This window comes from Brevibacillus borstelensis, assembly GCF_003710865.1.
GTDB classification, from domain to species: Bacteria; Bacillota; Bacilli; order Brevibacillales; family Brevibacillaceae; genus Brevibacillus; species Brevibacillus borstelensis.
In genome coordinates, this window is sequence record NZ_RHHO01000035.1 from 1 (window position 1) to 15,784 (window position 15,784).

The following is a 15,784-nucleotide window of genomic DNA, read 5'->3' on the forward strand; positions in this document are numbered from 1 at the left end:
ATGTAAAAGCCATTGAAATTGCAAATACCCGCAAGGGTGCATGGCGTACCACAAAATCTCCGCATATACACAAAGCCCTCGGCATTGCCTACTGGCAACAACAAGGGCTGAAAAGCTTAGTGCAACGATATTCTCAAATTCGTCAAGCTTGGTGAACCGCCGTATACCGAACGGTACGTACGGTGGTGTGAGAGGACGGGGGTTAGTCGCCCCCTCCTACTCGATTTTTGCTATATGCGAGCAGGTTCCACAAACCGACAAAAATCACAAGGAAACGAAGGTATAATCAGAACAAGGCCGCCTGCGGTTTACCATTCTCGTGATCAGAAGGAGGAGAGGACGAAATGAGTACCGGCTACGATCCTTTTTTTCTGGGAGAAAAACACGAGGTTCCCTTGCCGTTGTTAATCGGCAAAACGGCACAGGATGCACTGCATAATGGAAAAGTGTACGATTTTACGCATTTTTCGATTGTTATGAATCAGAGACGCAAATGCGCCATTTATTCAGCAGCCTGTGTGGATGAAAGCAGGATGGTGCAGATTCCGAGGGATAACAAGTCTTGGCACTTTGATCCGCGGATCGGCGAGGAGAATCAGGCGGGCCACGAATATTACGCCCAAAATGATTTTGACAAAGGGCATCTGACCCGAAGAAAAGACGTGTGCTGGGGGGATCGGCGCGAGGCGGAAAAAGCCAATTACGATTCATTTTGCTATGCCAATATCGCCCTGCAGTACCACCACTTCAATACCGGAATATGGAATTGCCTGGAGGATTGGGTGCTGGACGGTTTGGAAAACGAAAAGAAAATGCTTGTCTTCACAGGACCGATTTGCAAGGAAGAAGATGAAGAGTACTGCGGCGTCCACGGCGAGCCGGGATGTCAGATCAAAATTCCTTTCGGTTTTTGGAAGTGCGTATTTTTTACCGTCAGGCAAAAGCTGACGAGCCTGTCATTTGTCATCAGGCAAAGGCCGGATCGTTTGCATGATTCCTGTGAGTACGAGCGCTTGGAGACGTACCAGGTACCGCTCGCTGTCATTACAAAAGAGACGGAGCTGTTGTTCATGCACAGCTTGTACGAGGCAAATCCGCTCTATTTTTGGAAGCGACTCTCTCCCGCGGCGGGGCCCATCAATATTCCGGAGCAGCACCGGATTCAACAGCCGTCAGACATTGTCTTTGGCCGAGAACCGGAATGAAAAAAGCCAGGTTCCGCTGTCGCTGGCGACAAGTAGCTGGTTTAACGTGGGTTTGAGTAATATCCCTGCATGAATACATTATTTTTTGGAGGAACAACATGGAAGTTTTTCAGGATTTTTTAGCCCGCATAGACAACCCGCAACATCGGGCCCGAACAGAAGCGGTTTTGGCTTGGGTAGCTGCAACATTTCCAAATTTAACGCCAGCAATGAAGTGGAATCAGCCTATGTTTACCGATCACGGCACATTTATTAATATCTTGGATAAGGCAGGCTGTTCAACCTTTTGGCGGGAATAGGATAAACAGGGTAATCTAATGTCGCTCAACTAACGGAGAACAAAAGTAAAATAGCCCAACATAATAAAACAGATCACGTAATGGCATCTATGTTCCATCAAGTGATCTGTTTTTGCACGTATGCGGCAGTATCTGTTGTCGGGCTCCCAAATGCCGCTACGATACCATCTGCTTTTCAGATGGCGGGAGCTTTGCTGGTACTACGTCCTCCTTGTATTAGGTTCAGCCGGAGAAACAAGCTTGACGGAAAGCGTTATCCAGTTTGGGGCGGGAGAGGGTGGGTGTGTACTATCACTTCTCCGCAACTCTCTTTCTGACTTCCTCGAAAAACCGGCGCCATGCTTCCGGAAGCTCTGCCTGTTCGCGTTTGTGTCCGGAACGGTCGGCAGGAACCTCTGCCCGCTCCTGCTCTTGACCAGACTGAAGCATGCCATTTTGGTCCTTGCCGACTGAAGGCGATCCGCCCGTATTCGCAGAAAGCGAAATACCCGGCTCGATCTCAGTCGAGAGCTGTTTTCCAGATGCATTGTCCATGGGTCACCTATCCTTTCAGATCAAGCCACTCGCTGCGGAGCAGAAACAGCTCCCGAAGCTCCTGCGTGGACAGCTCGGTTATCCAGTTTTCGCCGTTGCCGACAATCTTCTCGCTGAGGCTCAGCTTTCTTTCCATCATTTCGTCGATCTTCTCCTCGATCGTCCCGAGAGAGATAAATTTATAGACCTGCACATTGCGCTGCTGACCGATCCGGTACGCCCGGTCCGTCGCCTGTTTTTCGACGGCGGGATTCCACCATCGGTCGATGTGAAAGACGTGGTTGGCTTCCGTCAAGTTCAGGCCGGTTCCGCCTGCCCGCAGGGAAAGGATGAAGATCGAAGCACGCTCCGAGTCAGGCAAGGCGGTATCTTGAAAGCGAGAGATCATCCAGTCCCGCTGTTCCTTTGGGGTAGAGCCGTTTAAAAACAGGACGGGGCCATAGCCTTCTCTTTCGAGGACGCGCTGCAGCAGCTTGCCCATCTCGATGTACTGGGTAAAGATGAGGCTGCGTTCGCCTTTCTGCCGAATGTCGCTGATCAGCTCAAGCAAGCGCTCGATTTTCGGAGAGCGCGTCTTCTCATCCGGCGCGCCGAGTCCATTGTCGATCAGTCCGGGGTGATCGCAAAGCTGCTTTAACCGGGTAAGCGTTGTCAGAATCAGCCCGCGCCGCTGCATCGGCGAAGCCTGGTCCAGCCGGTCAAACATCGACTGGATCGTTGTCTCGTACAGCGCACCTTGCTCAGCGGTCAGTGTGACGTACTCTTTTCCTTCATTTAATGCAGGCAGGTCCAGTTGGATATGCGGGTCCGTTTTTACGCGCCGCAGCAAAAACGGCTGGATGAGCCGCTGTACCTGCTGAACCAATGTCTGATCTTGATCACGCTCGATAGGATGGACAAAACGCTGCGAAAAATCGCGCAAACTACCCAGGTAGCCTGGATTCAAAAAATCGAAAATCGACCAAAGCTCCGTCAAACGGTTTTCGATCGGTGTACCGGTCAAAGCGATGCGATGTCCGGCACGCAAGCTGCGGATGGATGTCGCCTGTTTGGTCTGGGCGTTCTTGATGTGCTGCGCTTCGTCCAGACAAATGGTGCTCCAGGCAAGAGAAGCGAGCTCCTGTTCATCCAGATGGGAAAGGGAATAGGAGGTGATCACCAGGTCAGCTTCCTGTGCCGCCTGGATAAATGCCTCATTTTTATGCCGAGCCGTACCGTAGTGCACGTAAACAGAAAGAGACGGGGCGAACCTTTGGAGCTCTTTCTGCCAGTTGCCGATCACTGAGGTCGGGCAGATCAGCAGGGAAGGGCTTTGCCGTGATTCGGTTTCCTTCAGAAAGAGCAGATAGGTAATGAACTGGATTGTCTTCCCCAGACCCATATCGTCCGCGAGACAGGCTCCCAGCCCAAACTGCCGCAAAAAGAGCAGCCACGAACTGCCCTCCCTTTGATAGTTGCGCAGCTCTCCCTGAAAACCGGGTGGCTGCTCGATCAGCGGTATGCGCTTTGTATCCTGGAGCTTCGCCATGAACTGAAAGAGATGCCGGTTCAGCTCAACCTCGACGGGAAGGGCAGATGGCCGGTCCCATTCCTCCCATGACGGGTCGGATGGCTCCTCTGTGCCGGCCAGATAGAGCTTCATGACCTCGCGCAGCGTGAGCCCATTCTTTCCTGTCGTTCCCTTCAATGTCTCCTGCATTTGCGCAAACAGCGCGGGAGTCAATTGCACCCACTGTCCCTGGACCTTCAGCAAACGCTGTTTCTGGTCCAGCAATCGGCGAAATTCCGCTTCGCTCAGCTCGAGCGGACCGAGCGCAAGCTTCCATTCAAAATCCATGACTTGATTGATGCCAAAAAAGGACGGGCTTCTTCCCGAGGAATGCGCCGACACTTTTATTTTCACCCGAGGTTTGGTCCGCTTGACCTGCTCCCACCAAACGGGCAGGAAGACGTGGATTCCTGCTTGCACCAGCTGCAAACTGTGTTCCGTCAGAAACGTCCAGGCCTGCTCATTGGACAATCGGGCAGAAAGAGGGGTGTCATTTGCTCCTTTGTCCATCCATGGGAGAATTTCCTTGCACTTCTCGATGTCGCGCCTCAGACGGTGGCGATACTCTCGCCAATCGTCCGGCATGGCGGTCGTCATGATGGCGTTACCAGTCGGGGCGGTCTCGTCTTGGTTTCCGAGCGTCAACGGGAATACCGCGAGTTGGCCCTCCAGGTCTTCCGACAATAGCTCGAAGACACGGTCGGGCAAATCCCGATCCTGCAAAAGAAGCTTGAGAGACCAGTCAGCCTCGTCACCCTTCGGTTCGAGCAGCTGCAAGCAGGTGCGGAAAGGAGTATTGTCGGGGACAAGTCCAATCGTTTGCAGCCATTCCGATTCCCCCAGATGGGGCGACATGTCTTCTCCCAGCACATCGAGCGCAGGAAACTGTCTGAGCAGTCCGTTCCAGGCATTCCGTACCCCGCCCCTCTGGGAGAGAAGATCGTTTATAACGAGAGAAAGCAAGCGTTCTCCTGAGGCTGGCAGCGGTTCACGCGGATCAGCCAGCTTCCAGCCATAGCGGCCATTCTGCCAATCGGAAAAGCTCGGCAGGAAGTTGCCGGCTGCAAGGGCATCCATGATCGTCCCGGCGGCTGTCCGGTAACCGGCCAAGTCTTCACTCAGCGTAAAGGTAACGTGCTCAAGCCACCCCGGTGACACGAGAAACCGGAGAGCCTCCAGCGGCTCCAGCAGGATGACCTGATCTGTTTTTTCGATAAACGTTCCATAAAAAGAGTGTTCATCCCAGGCGAACAGACAGGCTGCCGCCCGCTCCGGATGCACGGGATTGCCCATGCAGTCCTCAGCCTTGAGGAAAAAACGACCGTCCGGCAAGAGTCCTCCGGTGAGAAACATATGCAAAGTAACATTCATGAAATCAGATTCCCTCTCTTTAGCTCCTCTTGAAATGCCCGCAAACGGCTATACTTGGTTGCCAGCCCTTGTATGAAACGCTCCCAAACGTCAAGCTGATCGGCTTTCTGATAACTGGCCCGAACTTTTTTCAGCAGTTTCGCCGCTTCCCGATAACCCGAGCGATTTCGCGACCCGATCTGTTGATTGATCTCACGGATCAACAGCGGCAGGAGAAGAAGGGGCTTTTGGTCCTCAATGATCTTGGCTTGCTGCTGATTCATCTGTTCCAGAGCGCTTTGGTACGTCATGAGTACATCCAGATATTGCTTGTACTGCCGGTTTTCAAACAAGTAGGCGCAGTAGTCGGTCAGGCTTGCCGGCAAAAAACGCTTCAGCATCGCGCCGGAGTCGGCCGATCTGCCCAGCCGTTCCATCGCTTCCCGCCAGACGGCAGCAACCAGGCGGTATTCGGGTCCATCCGCTGTCCCGATCAAGGTTTCCAGCCTATCGACCCAGTACAAGAAGCGTTCCCATTCTTCATGCCGCGCAAAAGCTTTCATGTAAGGCAGATAGAAGGACAAAGCAAGCGACTGCGATCCATTCCATATCCGGAGAGCTGTTTCGTCTTCCCCTTTCATAACCAAAAAATGCGCTTGCAGGATCGAAAACCTTTCACGCTCGGCGTCGGTCAGGACGGGGTTCTTGATCAGGCGGTCCAGCTCATCCATTTCCTCTTGTATCCAAGCAGGGGTGTTCAATAGGTACCACCACAGGAGGCGATATGCTTGTATCCAGTAAATCGTGGCAGAATCGCAATGCTTCCATTCCTTGCTTTTCTCGTGTGTCTCTTCCAGGTGGGAGGAGAAATGCTTCCGCAAGCTCTCTGCATCCAGATAAAAGAGGGCAGCCTCCAGCTGCTCGACAAGCCTGTCAGCCGTTTGCGTCAAGTCGGAAGCCCAGTAGGAGGAGCGCACGTCTTTTACGAACGTTTGCAGCTTCAGCAAATGAAACAGGTTGGCGTGAACAGAAAATAGCTGTGCCAGCTCTTCCGGCCAGGAGCTTGTAACTCCCAGGACGTTTTCATAGCTGGAAAACAACTCCGAAGACGGGCGCGCTGTTTCCATGGCCAGCGGGAGATTCCGTGTCCATTTCTCCAGGAAGCTCCACCAATCGCTTACCTTGCTTTCTGGGCGCAGGGAAGCGCCTAGCGAAGCGGAGGGAGTCGGATTTGCCCCGGATTTTACGATTTTTTTATAGGCAGGAACAAGCATGGCGGGAGAAAACACAGTGCTCCGCGGCTTGTGCAGTACGTTCATAAAGGCTCGGGGATTTTCAAACACACTGTATGCTTGAAAAAAGGTAGCGGCGATGTGCTTGCAATAGCGGGCATACGAACAGGTACAGGTGCTGTTTGCAAAGGCATTCAGGTCAATTTCCACATGGTAAACCGCAGATCCCTGCACATCGCTGCGGAGATGTGCGCCATCTTCCGCCTGAACGTTAAACACCATGCCATCGGTAAAGTACTGATATCCTTGCTCCACGATGTGTTCCTCCATGTTAACGAGGATTTGTTCGCCCAGTTGCTTGACTTGTTCCCGCGTTAACTCTCTTTGCAACATGTAGTCGATGCCTCCGTGCCAAGTGTCATCCCTCCATTATACCGAAAACGGCCGCAGAAACAAAAACGGATCGTTTCACAAACCGTATGAGGCATCATCGAAACCATGCTGCGTGCCTTGACTATTTAGGAAAGTATAAGAAAATGGGAAGGAACGAAATCGAAAGAGGACGGTGCAGCGATATGCTGATGAATGAAAAAATCAAAGCCTCCGAAGTGGAGCTGACCGGACTTCAGGGAGAAAATCTGGGCATCGTTTCTACCAAAGAAGCATTGCGTATGGCCAAGGAGCTGAATGTCGATCTGATTTGTCTGTCACTGGCTACAAGTCCGCCGCCATGCAAGCTTGTCAGTCGGGATGAGTATCAACAACAGCGCGTCCAGGAAAAGAAAAAGGAGCGCAAAGCGGCGCAAGGCCATAAAACAAAGGAAATTCGTCTTAGTGCATATATTGAACAGCACGATTACGATACGAAAAAAAGGCAGGCGGAGCGAATCCTGCACTTCGGAGATGCCGTACAGCTATGTGTTCGTTTGGAGAAAAAAGAGACACAGCAGGCAAAAGAATTGATCGAGCAGCTTGTCAAAGAGTTGGGTCATTGCGGGAGACAGGAAAAGGGCATCCAGGTGAGCGGGAAGCAAGTGGTTGCCGTGCTTTTTCCTTGTTGAGAAATTGTATAGTTTGTTGTCGTATATTGTCAGTTAGCCTTGAACAGCGCACTTTTTCTTTACCATCCTTTCCCTTGCAACTTTTCTCGACAATCCATCGTCAAGTAATCACCTGCTCATGAAGCGTATAGACTATTTCTGACAGAATCGTATATGACCAAAATTTACGAAAAGTACGATTCGTGACCGCAAACATCATGCATCCCAAAAAAAATCAAAAATCAAAATGAGTAATGGGGGAGTTATTTTGCATCATTTCAAAGTTTTATCGACAAAAACAGTAAAAAAAGGACTGGCAGGCGCTGTTATGGCCGGGCTTTTGGCGGTGTCGAATACCGGTTTGGCCGCAACTGCTCTTCCATTGTCCGATATTGCATCGAATGCTTATAAAGGAGCGATCCTGAAGCTGAATTATGCCGGAGTCCTGAAAGGCTATACGGATGGCACATTCAAGCCCGAAAAAGAGGTTACTCGTGCAGAGTTTGCCAAAATTGCCGTGTTGGCAATGGGATACACCGACGAGCAAGCCAAGCTGATGCAAGGAAAAACAGCGTTTAAAGACCTGCCGGCGGATCACTGGGCAACAGGCTACATAAATCTTGCCGTTTCTCAGGGAATTATCAAAGGGTACCCGGACGGCACATTTAAACCGAACAATACCGTGAAAGTCGCAGAAGCTTTGACCGTTTATGTACAAGGCTTGAAAATCAGCGTACCGGCTTCGACTACCGGACAATGGTACTATCCCTATCTGCTCGAAGCCAACAAGGCGGGCATTTACGATTCAAAGGACGAACCGACTGCAGCAGCAAGACGTGATGTCGTAGCCAAGTTCACCGACTTCTTCATGGAGACGCCTGTTTACGCCAATGGCGCTTATTACGACAAGAACGGAAATGCAAAAGGCACGGTCCAGAAGCTTCCTGTCGTAAAAGGAACTGTCGATTCCTACGACAAATCTACAAAAAAACTGAAGCTGACCGGACAAAAAACAGAAGTGACGATCGCTGACAATGCGCAAGTATTCGGCAGCATCGTGGCAGGAGCCAAAGTCGAGTACATCGTGAAAAACGGAAAAATCGCTTTCCTGAACGTAGTGACTGCTGACACCAATATCGTCGAAGGCATCGTGAAAACAGGCCTGAACTTCTCCAGCGCGGTTGGGGACGAAAAACAATTCAAGGCGATCGTAAACGGGAAAGAGATCATCCTGGAAGTAGAAAGCGGCGTAACGGTTTCCCGCTCTCACATCGGCAAGAAATTCGTGGCCGTTATGGATGAGGACGGAAAGGTAGCCTCCATTACCATTTCGGATAACGCAACGAGCGGTCTCGTGAAAAAGACCTCGACCGTTAGCGGCACAAAAGCGAAGAAAGAGATTCAAGTCGGCGATCAAACGTATGAATTGACCGCAAATGCTGTCATCAAGGGGAAAACTCATCCGCTGGCCAAGGAAGCAACGGGATCGTTCGCTGACATTGCCAAAGGGGACCTCGTTGAGCTGACACTGGATGTTGACCGAAAAGCGTCTGCTGTCACCTACACGAAGCTGAGCACGACACAAACGATCAAGGTCGATGCGGATGACAACGTGATCAGCTTTGACGGGTATGAATACGAAGTTCTTCAAGATACGAAGCTCTATGTCGACGAGGACAAGGTATCGGAATTGGATGATCTGAAAAACAACAGCGTTGCCGTTCTCACCTTTGACCAGGACGGAAATTTGATCAAAGTGGAGCAGGGCGTAGGCGTCTCGGAAGGCAAGCTGGTAGACGATACGACAGCATATGAAGGTCAGACGAAACTGGCGACGATCAAGGTTGACGGCAAAACCTACGACATCTTGGCAAACGCGAAGCTGACTATCGACGGAAACTCGGTCTCCGCAACAACAATCAAGGCCGACCAGTTGAATGATTACCGGATCGTCAGCTGGAAATACAATCTGGGAACCAATGATATCGTCGAGCTGACTGCTGAGAAGCAGACGGTAGTGGGCTATGTAACCGAGAAATCGGGTAAAACCATTACGGTGAACGGCAAGGATTATGAGCTTCTTTCCGGAGTATCGATTGATGACAATGCAGACACCAACGACAAAGAGTATACACTCGTACTGAACAACGACGGCAAGGTAAAAGCGGTGACTGGTGCTGCCAAAACACTCAGCGGCGTAGTCGATTCTGTAGAAGTGGTGAATGAAAACGGCTCGACCAAATCGGCCGAGATCGAAGTAAACGGCAAGACATACAAGGTCCTGAACGCGGATACGGTAGATGATGTCGACCAATTTGAGTTGGTTACACTGACAATGAACCGTGAAGGCGAAGTGACGAAAGCCGTTGTACAAGGCACTCTGACCAAGGAAGAAGAAAAGTTCATTGGAATTGAAGCCCGTGTAAACGGAGATAAATACGTCTTCTTCAACAACGTCTCCACGAGCATCAAGCTGTCGAAGGACGCAAAAGTGAAATACTACGACGGTTCTGATATGGATGAGGACGAAGTGAAGTCTTCCGATAAAGTCGACTTGTGGACGAATGCGGACGGCCAGGTTTATCTGATCGTTGTAAACAAGCGATAACGGGTAGCCTTCCGTTCAGCAGGGAACAGAATATAGGGGAAATCAAAAAGATTCAGGATCGGGCTCATTTTTTGAGTCGATCCTGAATCTTTTTTACGTTGTACGACTGCCTCATGAAAGCAAGGGAAGCGTAAATGGTCTACGGTTTTTATAGCTGCTGTCTTGTGGTGAATCCTCAGAGCCTTGAGCTGATAACGATGACAGATAGAATCAGGCAGATTGCCGCCGGCAGGATGGTGACAATCGGCTGCTCTGCTCGAAACAGATCGGCGTGGATCGCCCCCGCCATAAGAACGACAAAGAGTACCCCGGAGCCAATGGCCAAATACCGGTTCCATATTCCGCCAATCAGCGCCAGCGCTCCCACGATCTCAAGAATGCCGACAACGGACATGAACCAGAGAGGATAGTGATAATGGCTCCAATGCTCGACTTGAAACGGAACGCGTGCGAGCTTGATGATACCCCCTGACAAAAGAAACAGCGACAATACGGCTTGCATGATAATCAGTCCCACCGGTTATTCCTCCATTATGTTATTCTTTGGCCTTTGACTCCCGGGGCAGCATGCCGTACATGAGAACATCGACGACCTGCTTCGCCAATCGTGCTGGCGTTTGTTTACCCGGCAACAGGTGTGTAACCGTCAATCGCTCAATCATCCCGAGCAGACATTCCGCGACCGTCGCCATCTCCACATCGGCCCGAAAGTAACCCGCTTCCTGCTCGGCACGCAAGTTTTCAAGCAGGAGAGAAGTCAGATCTTCTTTGATCTGTTCCGCTTGCGGAGCAAGGAAGAGCCCGATTCGAGTCATATGCGGATTGCGGACGAGGAAGCTGAAAACCATTTCCAGCGCCTGTACGATCCGCTGCAGCAAATGCTCCGGCTCGATCCCTGGTTCCAGACGGATGGACGCCGTAAGCTCGCCCAGACCAGACCGAAAGTCATGGATGATTTCATCGAAAATGGCTTCTTTGCTGGCGAAGTAGAGGTAAAAAGATGGCTGGGTCAATCCCGCCTGCTTTACGATCGTACTGATTTTTGTCTCGTGGAATCCCCGCAATGCAAATTCTTCCGCAGCAGCTTCCAGCAGCCGCTTCCGACTTTCCTTCCCTTTCCACCCCTTTTCACGAACCACAATAGCCAATCCTCCTCCACAAAAAGATACTCAAAAGTAATGTTACTTACGAGTAATGTAACAAAGGAATCAACTTCCAGTCAAGAAGATAGAGGGGAAAAAGAAAAAGCCCTTCCAGCTTAAGAGACTGGAAGGACAAATGTTTCGCCTTGTTCCTCAATGACGATGCGGTCTTTTTCATCGCTAGCTGCCGCAAGCAGCCGTTGAATAGGTTCCTCAACAGGCTCCTGGGAGAGAACGAACGTATTCCAATGGATGGGAACGAGCCATTTGGCTCCGCTCTGTTTAAACATCTCCCAAGCTTGCTCCGGAGTACAGTGGGCAGCTTGATATGCATCGGGCTTATAGGCACCTATCGGCATAAAGGCAATGTCAATGCTTCCAAAAGCACGAGGAAGTTCCTCAAATGATGTGTAGGCCGTGTCTCCCGGATAGAGGATGCGTACCCCGTTTTTTTCAATGATGTAGCCGTTATAGCCATAATCTTTATTCCATGGAAAGCGGTTGCCCCAGTGCCGGACAGGGATAGCCGTAATCTTCACTCCGCTGGCAGTACGTACGGTTTCATGCGGAGCAATTTCTTCATACGAACCAAAAGGCATGCGGGCAATCAGTCTGCTGGTGTTTTTTGCAGTGATGACATGGATGGATGGACGAGCCAGCTCCCGCAAGCTGGGCAGATCGACGTGATCCATGTGAGCGTGAGAGATCAAAATAATGTCCACATCTCCGATTTCCGCAGAGCTCAGAGCGGGTGGCGTATAACGCTTCGGCCCAAAGTGAATCCCCGCGATGCGAAGCCCCAATTTTTCCCCAAGCACGGGATCAGTCAGAATTTTTGTGCCAAAAAGATTGATTAGAATGGTTGAGTGTCCCACCCAGGTAAACGTAACCTCTTCATCTTTCCAGGTTGCGGGCATCGGTTTATTCCGGATAGACCGGGATGGGGGTTTCGGAAGCCGGCCCATGTGGTACCAATAGCGGTACCCGATATAAGCCAGCAGGATGACGAAGAGCACAGCGAGCGCCCCGCCCAGCCACGATAACAATGTAGGTAGCATGCCAAAACTCCTTTTGCTTAGCATCGTAATCACTATAGCAACGACCCAACTTTGAAGTAAAGAGATCGATGTGCATTTTTTAGCCGCAGTATTTTCGTGATTGTGCCAGGCAGTGTAAATTCTTATAGATGATACATACCTCTTTCGAGTCTTGTTTATATTTGCTTTGAACTGATAACCGAACCTTTTCGGATGTCGGAACCAATATGTAGTGAAATAAGCACTAGGGGGCCGGCCGCCTATGACAGAAACAGAATTGCATGAGTGTATCCGCAGTACGAGAAGCGGCAACAAGGACGCTTTTCGCAAAATCTACGCACACAGCAAGGACTATGTGTACGGGACCGTTTCGCTGCTTGTCAACAACAAGCAGGATGCAGCTGATGTCGTCAGTGAGGTCTACGTAGAAGTGTTTAAATCGCTGTACCGGTACGACTTTGATAAACCGTTCCGATCCTGGATAACCGGTGTTGTTATCCGACAGGTACGCAACTGGAACCGGAAGCTATGGCGCAAATTTCGATTGTATGAACGAGGCAAGCTCATGGAGCTGCCTGAGCCGAGCCCAGATTCGGAATCACTTTTTCTGCGGCACAAAAATTGCAAATAATTTCCTCATTGAATCAAAAGAGGCCCATGCACTCAACTGGACTCAGCAAAAAGACGGGGCCGCTGTACTCTACACCATTACTTCAACATCCAAGAATGTTACCAAAGCGGATTTGCTGTCCATAGCAGATCAACTGAGATAACAAAGGCAAGAAAAGACGAAGCCGAACCGAAACAAGACGAAGCTGAAGCTGCTTCGTCTTGTTTCTTGTTTTGCAGGAAGTCGGGCGAGTCTTTCAAGTGCATATCCCCCTGATAGATTGCAAATAATTTACATACTACGATGGGGATATAGGTGTTGAAGATGAAGTTCATCAGGAAGTTTACTCAAAAGACAAGGACTAGCAGCAACCGAAACAGAGACGAGAACCATCAAGGTTCCGCCATAGATGACGGTCACCGCCCGTTAGACACAGACCTTGACATCAACATCAAAAGGTTTCGGGAAGAAACAGGAAACAGCCCTGATTTGAAAGTGCGTCAGTTTGAATTGGGGAGCAATCCGCAAATTCGGGTTGCGGCCATTTATAACGAGGGTCTGGTAGATCAGCCCCAGCTAAACGAATTTGTCATCCAGCCGCTGATGCTCTCCAAAGATAGGGGGCGCCTCTCCGAAGCATCCGGAGAGCAGGTCTTTCATTTTCTCCGAAATCACGCCTTGCCGGTCGGAGAAGTCGACACGGTTGAAAATTGGAATGAAGTCATGAACACCGTTATGGACGGGAACACAATTATTTTTATTGATCACTTCCCGGTGGCTATCGGCTGCAACACGTCTGGCGGAGAATGGAGAGGCATCGAAAAGCCTACGACCGAACTGTCGATCCGGGGACCGAAGGATAGTTTTAATGAATCCATATCGACGAATATTTCACTCATACGCAGACGGATAAAAAGCCCGAATCTCTGGTTGGAGATGTATCGGATCGGAGAAATCACCCATACCGATGTGGCTATTATGTACATGAACGGGATTGTAAGTGACCAAATTGTAGAAGAAGTACGACAGCGGCTGACCGGCATAAAAGTGGACGGGATTCTGCAGGCGGGGAATATTGAGCAGCTCATCGAGGATCAGACGATGACGCCGTTTCCCACTGTGTACAATACCGAACGTCCCGATCTGGTATCGCGCTACCTTCTGGATGGGAGGGTGGCCATCATCGTAGACGGGACCCCGTTTGTATTGTTGGTACCCGCATTGTTCACCCAGTTTTTCGTTGCATCCGACGACTACGCCCAACGCTATGACATCAGCAGCTTTATCCGCTTGCTCCGCTATGCAAGCTTCTTGATATCCCTGCTGGGGCCGTCCATCTATATCGCCGCTATCACCTTCCACCAGGAGATGATTCCGACTCCACTGCTGTTCAGCCTGGCCGCTACCCGCGAAGGTGTGCCGTTTCCGGCGCTGGTCGAAGCGCTGCTGATGGAGCTGAGCTTTGAGATATTGCGAGAGGCCGGCATCCGCATGCCGCGGGCGGTGGGCCAGGCGGTGTCCATCGTTGGCGCCCTCGTCCTGGGGCAGGCAGCGGTACAGGCAGGGATTGTCTCGCCCGCGATGGTCATTGTCGTCTCCATTACGGGAATCGCCAGCTTTTCCACGCCTGCGTACAATCTTGCTGTGTCGGCACGGCTCATCCGTTTTGTTCTGATGATCCTGGCGGCGACTTTTGGCTTTTACACATTGACACTGGCTATGATTGTTCTCGTTGCGCATTTGAGCAGTCTGCGCTCGTTTGGCATTCCGTATTTGAGCCCCTATGCCCCGTTTCAGATGGATGACCAAAAGGATGCGCTCGTCCGGCTGCCCCTCTGGATGCTTGCCACCCGCACGAAAGCGATAAACAAAAAGAACATCAAAAAGATGGAGCCAAGCGGACACTCGATGTTGAAAAAGCAGAATAACAGGCCGGAGGGGGAGCGCCATGAGGAGTAGAAGCCTGCTGATGATCTTGTGCATGGCCCTTCTGCTTTTGACAGGCTGCTGGAATAATCGGGAGCTTGGTACGCTGGCCATCGTTACCGCGATTGGATTGGACAAGGGAAAGAATCAGAATGAGCACGTCTTTTCTTTTCAAGTGGTCAACCCTTCCGCCGTGATTTCGGGAACGGTTGGGCAAGGGGACGAAAACATGGGGCCAGTCACCGTTTATACGGAAACGGGGGAAACCCTTTTTGAGGCCGCTCGAAAAGCCTCGCAAAAAGCACCGCGACGGCTTTTTTTCTCCCATGTTCGCTACATCATGATTGGCGAACAGCTAGCCCGCCAAGGCATCAACGGGGTGTTAGACTCTTTTGAGCGGTCCAATGAAATCCGTTTGACGGCCCGCTTGGTTATTGCCAAGGGCAGAACTGCCCAAGAAGTCCTGGCAATCGTCACACCGATGGAAAAGATTCCAGCAACAGCAGGGGTAGGCGCATTGGAATTTTCCGAAGAGCTGTGGGGAGAAAGCATCAAAATCGAGTTCGATGATGTAATCCGGGCTATTGGAAACCCAGGGAGAGAACCGATGATAAGCGCGGTCGAGCTCCTTGGAAATCCGCGAGCCGGCCAGCGTGTGGAAAATATCCAATTGACCAAGCCGGATGTTATCGAGAAGATCGGCGGGATCGGGGCATTTAGAACCGGGAAGCTGGTGGGTTGGCTGGAAGGAGAGCAAGCACGCGGTGTGAATTGGCTTCACGGCAGTTTAAAAAGCTCCGTTTTGATGGTCGATTGCGATGGAAAAAAGGATCAAGTCGGAATCGAGATTACCCGTTCCAAGACGGATATCCAAGGAAAGGTGGTTCAAGGAAAGCCGCAAATCACCGTAACGATAACGGAAGAAGCCAGCATTGCAGATGTCAAATGCGCCATTCATTTGTCCAGTCCAGCGGTCATTTACGAACTGGCAAACAAGCTGGAAGATAAAACGATGCTTCAGATCATGTCGGCCGTGAAAGCAGCCCAACAGTACAAAACAGATATTTTTGGATTTGGAGAAGTAATCCGCCGGGCAGACCCGAAGGCATGGGGGCATTTAAAGCTGGACTGGCCAGACCGCTTTTCCCAACTGCCAGTGGAGGTGAAGGTGAAAGCGTTTATCCGCCAGCCAGGGATGATCACTGAACCATATTTACTAAAGCGAGACAAGAAAGTCAGGAATGAATGAAGC

The 15,784-nt window shown here is 50.9% G+C and carries 13 protein-coding genes; 7 read left to right on the forward strand and 6 right to left on the reverse strand.

Annotated features, from left to right (window positions below):
• The first annotated feature begins 344 nt into the window (after window positions 1-344).
• Window positions 345-1,205: a DNA/RNA non-specific endonuclease gene (locus EDM54_RS17240; protein ID WP_031933043.1), complete on the forward strand. Its 861-nt coding sequence runs from the start codon at window positions 345-347 to the stop codon at window positions 1,203-1,205.
• A gap of 98 nt (window positions 1,206-1,303) precedes the next feature.
• Window positions 1,304-1,504 (forward strand): DUF1801 domain-containing protein, encoded by a 201-nt coding sequence (locus EDM54_RS17245; protein WP_003386816.1) that lies wholly within the window; start codon window positions 1,304-1,306, stop codon window positions 1,502-1,504.
• Between the two features lie 291 nt (window positions 1,505-1,795).
• Here EDM54_RS17245 and EDM54_RS17250 read toward each other — a convergent pair whose 3' ends face one another.
• The 3 genes from EDM54_RS17250 to EDM54_RS17260 are packed head-to-tail and all read right to left on the reverse strand — an operon-like array spanning window position 1,796 to window position 6,562.
• Window positions 1,796-2,038: a hypothetical protein gene (locus EDM54_RS17250; RefSeq protein WP_122958532.1), complete on the reverse strand. Its 243-nt coding sequence runs from the start codon at window positions 2,036-2,038 to the stop codon at window positions 1,796-1,798.
• A gap of 7 nt (window positions 2,039-2,045) precedes the next feature.
• Entirely contained in the window at window positions 2,046-4,958 is a 2,913-nt protein-coding gene (locus tag EDM54_RS17255; RefSeq protein ID WP_122958533.1) for a DEAD/DEAH box helicase, read from the reverse strand.
• Window positions 4,955-6,562 (reverse strand): SWIM zinc finger family protein, encoded by a 1,608-nt coding sequence (locus EDM54_RS17260; protein WP_122958534.1) that lies wholly within the window; start codon window positions 6,560-6,562, stop codon window positions 4,955-4,957. The genes EDM54_RS17255 and EDM54_RS17260 overlap by 4 nt, the downstream gene beginning before the upstream one ends.
• Before the next feature lie 182 nt (window positions 6,563-6,744).
• Between EDM54_RS17260 and infC the strand changes: the two genes are divergently transcribed.
• Both infC and EDM54_RS17270 read left to right on the forward strand, forming a co-directional pair.
• Window positions 6,745-7,230, forward strand: a complete 486-nt coding sequence (infC, locus tag EDM54_RS17265; protein WP_122958556.1) for a translation initiation factor IF-3 — start codon at window positions 6,745-6,747, stop codon at window positions 7,228-7,230.
• A gap of 247 nt (window positions 7,231-7,477) precedes the next feature.
• Window positions 7,478-9,817 (forward strand): S-layer homology domain-containing protein, encoded by a 2,340-nt coding sequence (locus tag EDM54_RS17270; protein WP_228006658.1) that lies wholly within the window; start codon window positions 7,478-7,480, stop codon window positions 9,815-9,817.
• Between the two features lie 175 nt (window positions 9,818-9,992).
• On the opposite strand, the gene EDM54_RS17275 is transcribed toward EDM54_RS17270, so the two are convergent.
• The 3 genes from EDM54_RS17275 to EDM54_RS17285 all read right to left on the reverse strand — a co-directional run bounded on the left by EDM54_RS17275 (window position 9,993) and on the right by EDM54_RS17285 (window position 12,017).
• A complete protein-coding gene (locus EDM54_RS17275; RefSeq protein ID WP_371862617.1) occupies window positions 9,993-10,319 on the reverse strand; it encodes a DoxX family protein in 327 nt (108 codons plus the stop codon).
• Window positions 10,320-10,353: 34 nt separating this feature from the next.
• Window positions 10,354-10,956 (reverse strand): TetR/AcrR family transcriptional regulator, encoded by a 603-nt coding sequence (locus EDM54_RS17280; RefSeq protein WP_024984841.1) that lies wholly within the window; start codon window positions 10,954-10,956, stop codon window positions 10,354-10,356.
• Between the two features lie 119 nt (window positions 10,957-11,075).
• Window positions 11,076-12,017: an MBL fold metallo-hydrolase gene (locus tag EDM54_RS17285; protein ID WP_122958537.1), complete on the reverse strand. Its 942-nt coding sequence runs from the start codon at window positions 12,015-12,017 to the stop codon at window positions 11,076-11,078.
• A 241-nt stretch (window positions 12,018-12,258) separates the two neighbouring features.
• On the opposite strand from EDM54_RS17285, the gene EDM54_RS17290 reads away from it, so the two are divergent.
• The 3 genes from EDM54_RS17290 (at window position 12,259) to EDM54_RS17300 (ending at window position 15,781) form a co-directional block, all read left to right on the forward strand.
• The gene (locus EDM54_RS17290; RefSeq protein ID WP_052259727.1) at window positions 12,259-12,627 is read left to right on the forward strand and encodes a sigma factor; all 369 of its coding nucleotides are present in this window, start codon (window positions 12,259-12,261) and stop codon (window positions 12,625-12,627) included.
• A gap of 303 nt (window positions 12,628-12,930) precedes the next feature.
• Window positions 12,931-14,565 (forward strand): spore germination protein, encoded by a 1,635-nt coding sequence (locus tag EDM54_RS17295; protein WP_228006657.1) that lies wholly within the window; start codon window positions 12,931-12,933, stop codon window positions 14,563-14,565.
• A complete protein-coding gene (locus tag EDM54_RS17300; protein WP_122958539.1) occupies window positions 14,555-15,781 on the forward strand; it encodes a Ger(x)C family spore germination protein in 1,227 nt (408 codons plus the stop codon). The genes EDM54_RS17295 and EDM54_RS17300 overlap by 11 nt, the downstream gene beginning before the upstream one ends.
• The last annotated feature ends 3 nt before the right edge of the window (window positions 15,782-15,784 follow it).

Coding starts and splice junctions, on each gene's coding strand:
- EDM54_RS17260 (WP_122958534.1), bottom strand. CDS start 6,562: ATGTTGCAAAGAGAGTTAACGCGGGAACAAGTCAAGCAACTGGGCGAA.
- EDM54_RS17240 (WP_031933043.1), top strand. CDS start 345: ATGAGTACCGGCTACGATCCTTTTTTTCTGGGAGAAAAACACGAGGTT.
- EDM54_RS17285 (WP_122958537.1), bottom strand. CDS start 12,017: ATGCTACCTACATTGTTATCGTGGCTGGGCGGGGCGCTCGCTGTGCTC.
- EDM54_RS17250 (WP_122958532.1), bottom strand. CDS start 2,038: ATGGACAATGCATCTGGAAAACAGCTCTCGACTGAGATCGAGCCGGGT.
- EDM54_RS17300 (WP_122958539.1), top strand. CDS start 14,555: ATGAGGAGTAGAAGCCTGCTGATGATCTTGTGCATGGCCCTTCTGCTT.
- EDM54_RS17275 (WP_371862617.1), bottom strand. CDS start 10,319: ATGCAAGCCGTATTGTCGCTGTTTCTTTTGTCAGGGGGTATCATCAAG.
- EDM54_RS17295 (WP_228006657.1), top strand. CDS start 12,931: ATGAAGTTCATCAGGAAGTTTACTCAAAAGACAAGGACTAGCAGCAAC.
- EDM54_RS17255 (WP_122958533.1), bottom strand. CDS start 4,958: ATGAATGTTACTTTGCATATGTTTCTCACCGGAGGACTCTTGCCGGAC.
- infC (WP_122958556.1), top strand. CDS start 6,745: ATGCTGATGAATGAAAAAATCAAAGCCTCCGAAGTGGAGCTGACCGGA.
- EDM54_RS17245 (WP_003386816.1), top strand. CDS start 1,304: ATGGAAGTTTTTCAGGATTTTTTAGCCCGCATAGACAACCCGCAACAT.
- EDM54_RS17290 (WP_052259727.1), top strand. CDS start 12,259: ATGACAGAAACAGAATTGCATGAGTGTATCCGCAGTACGAGAAGCGGC.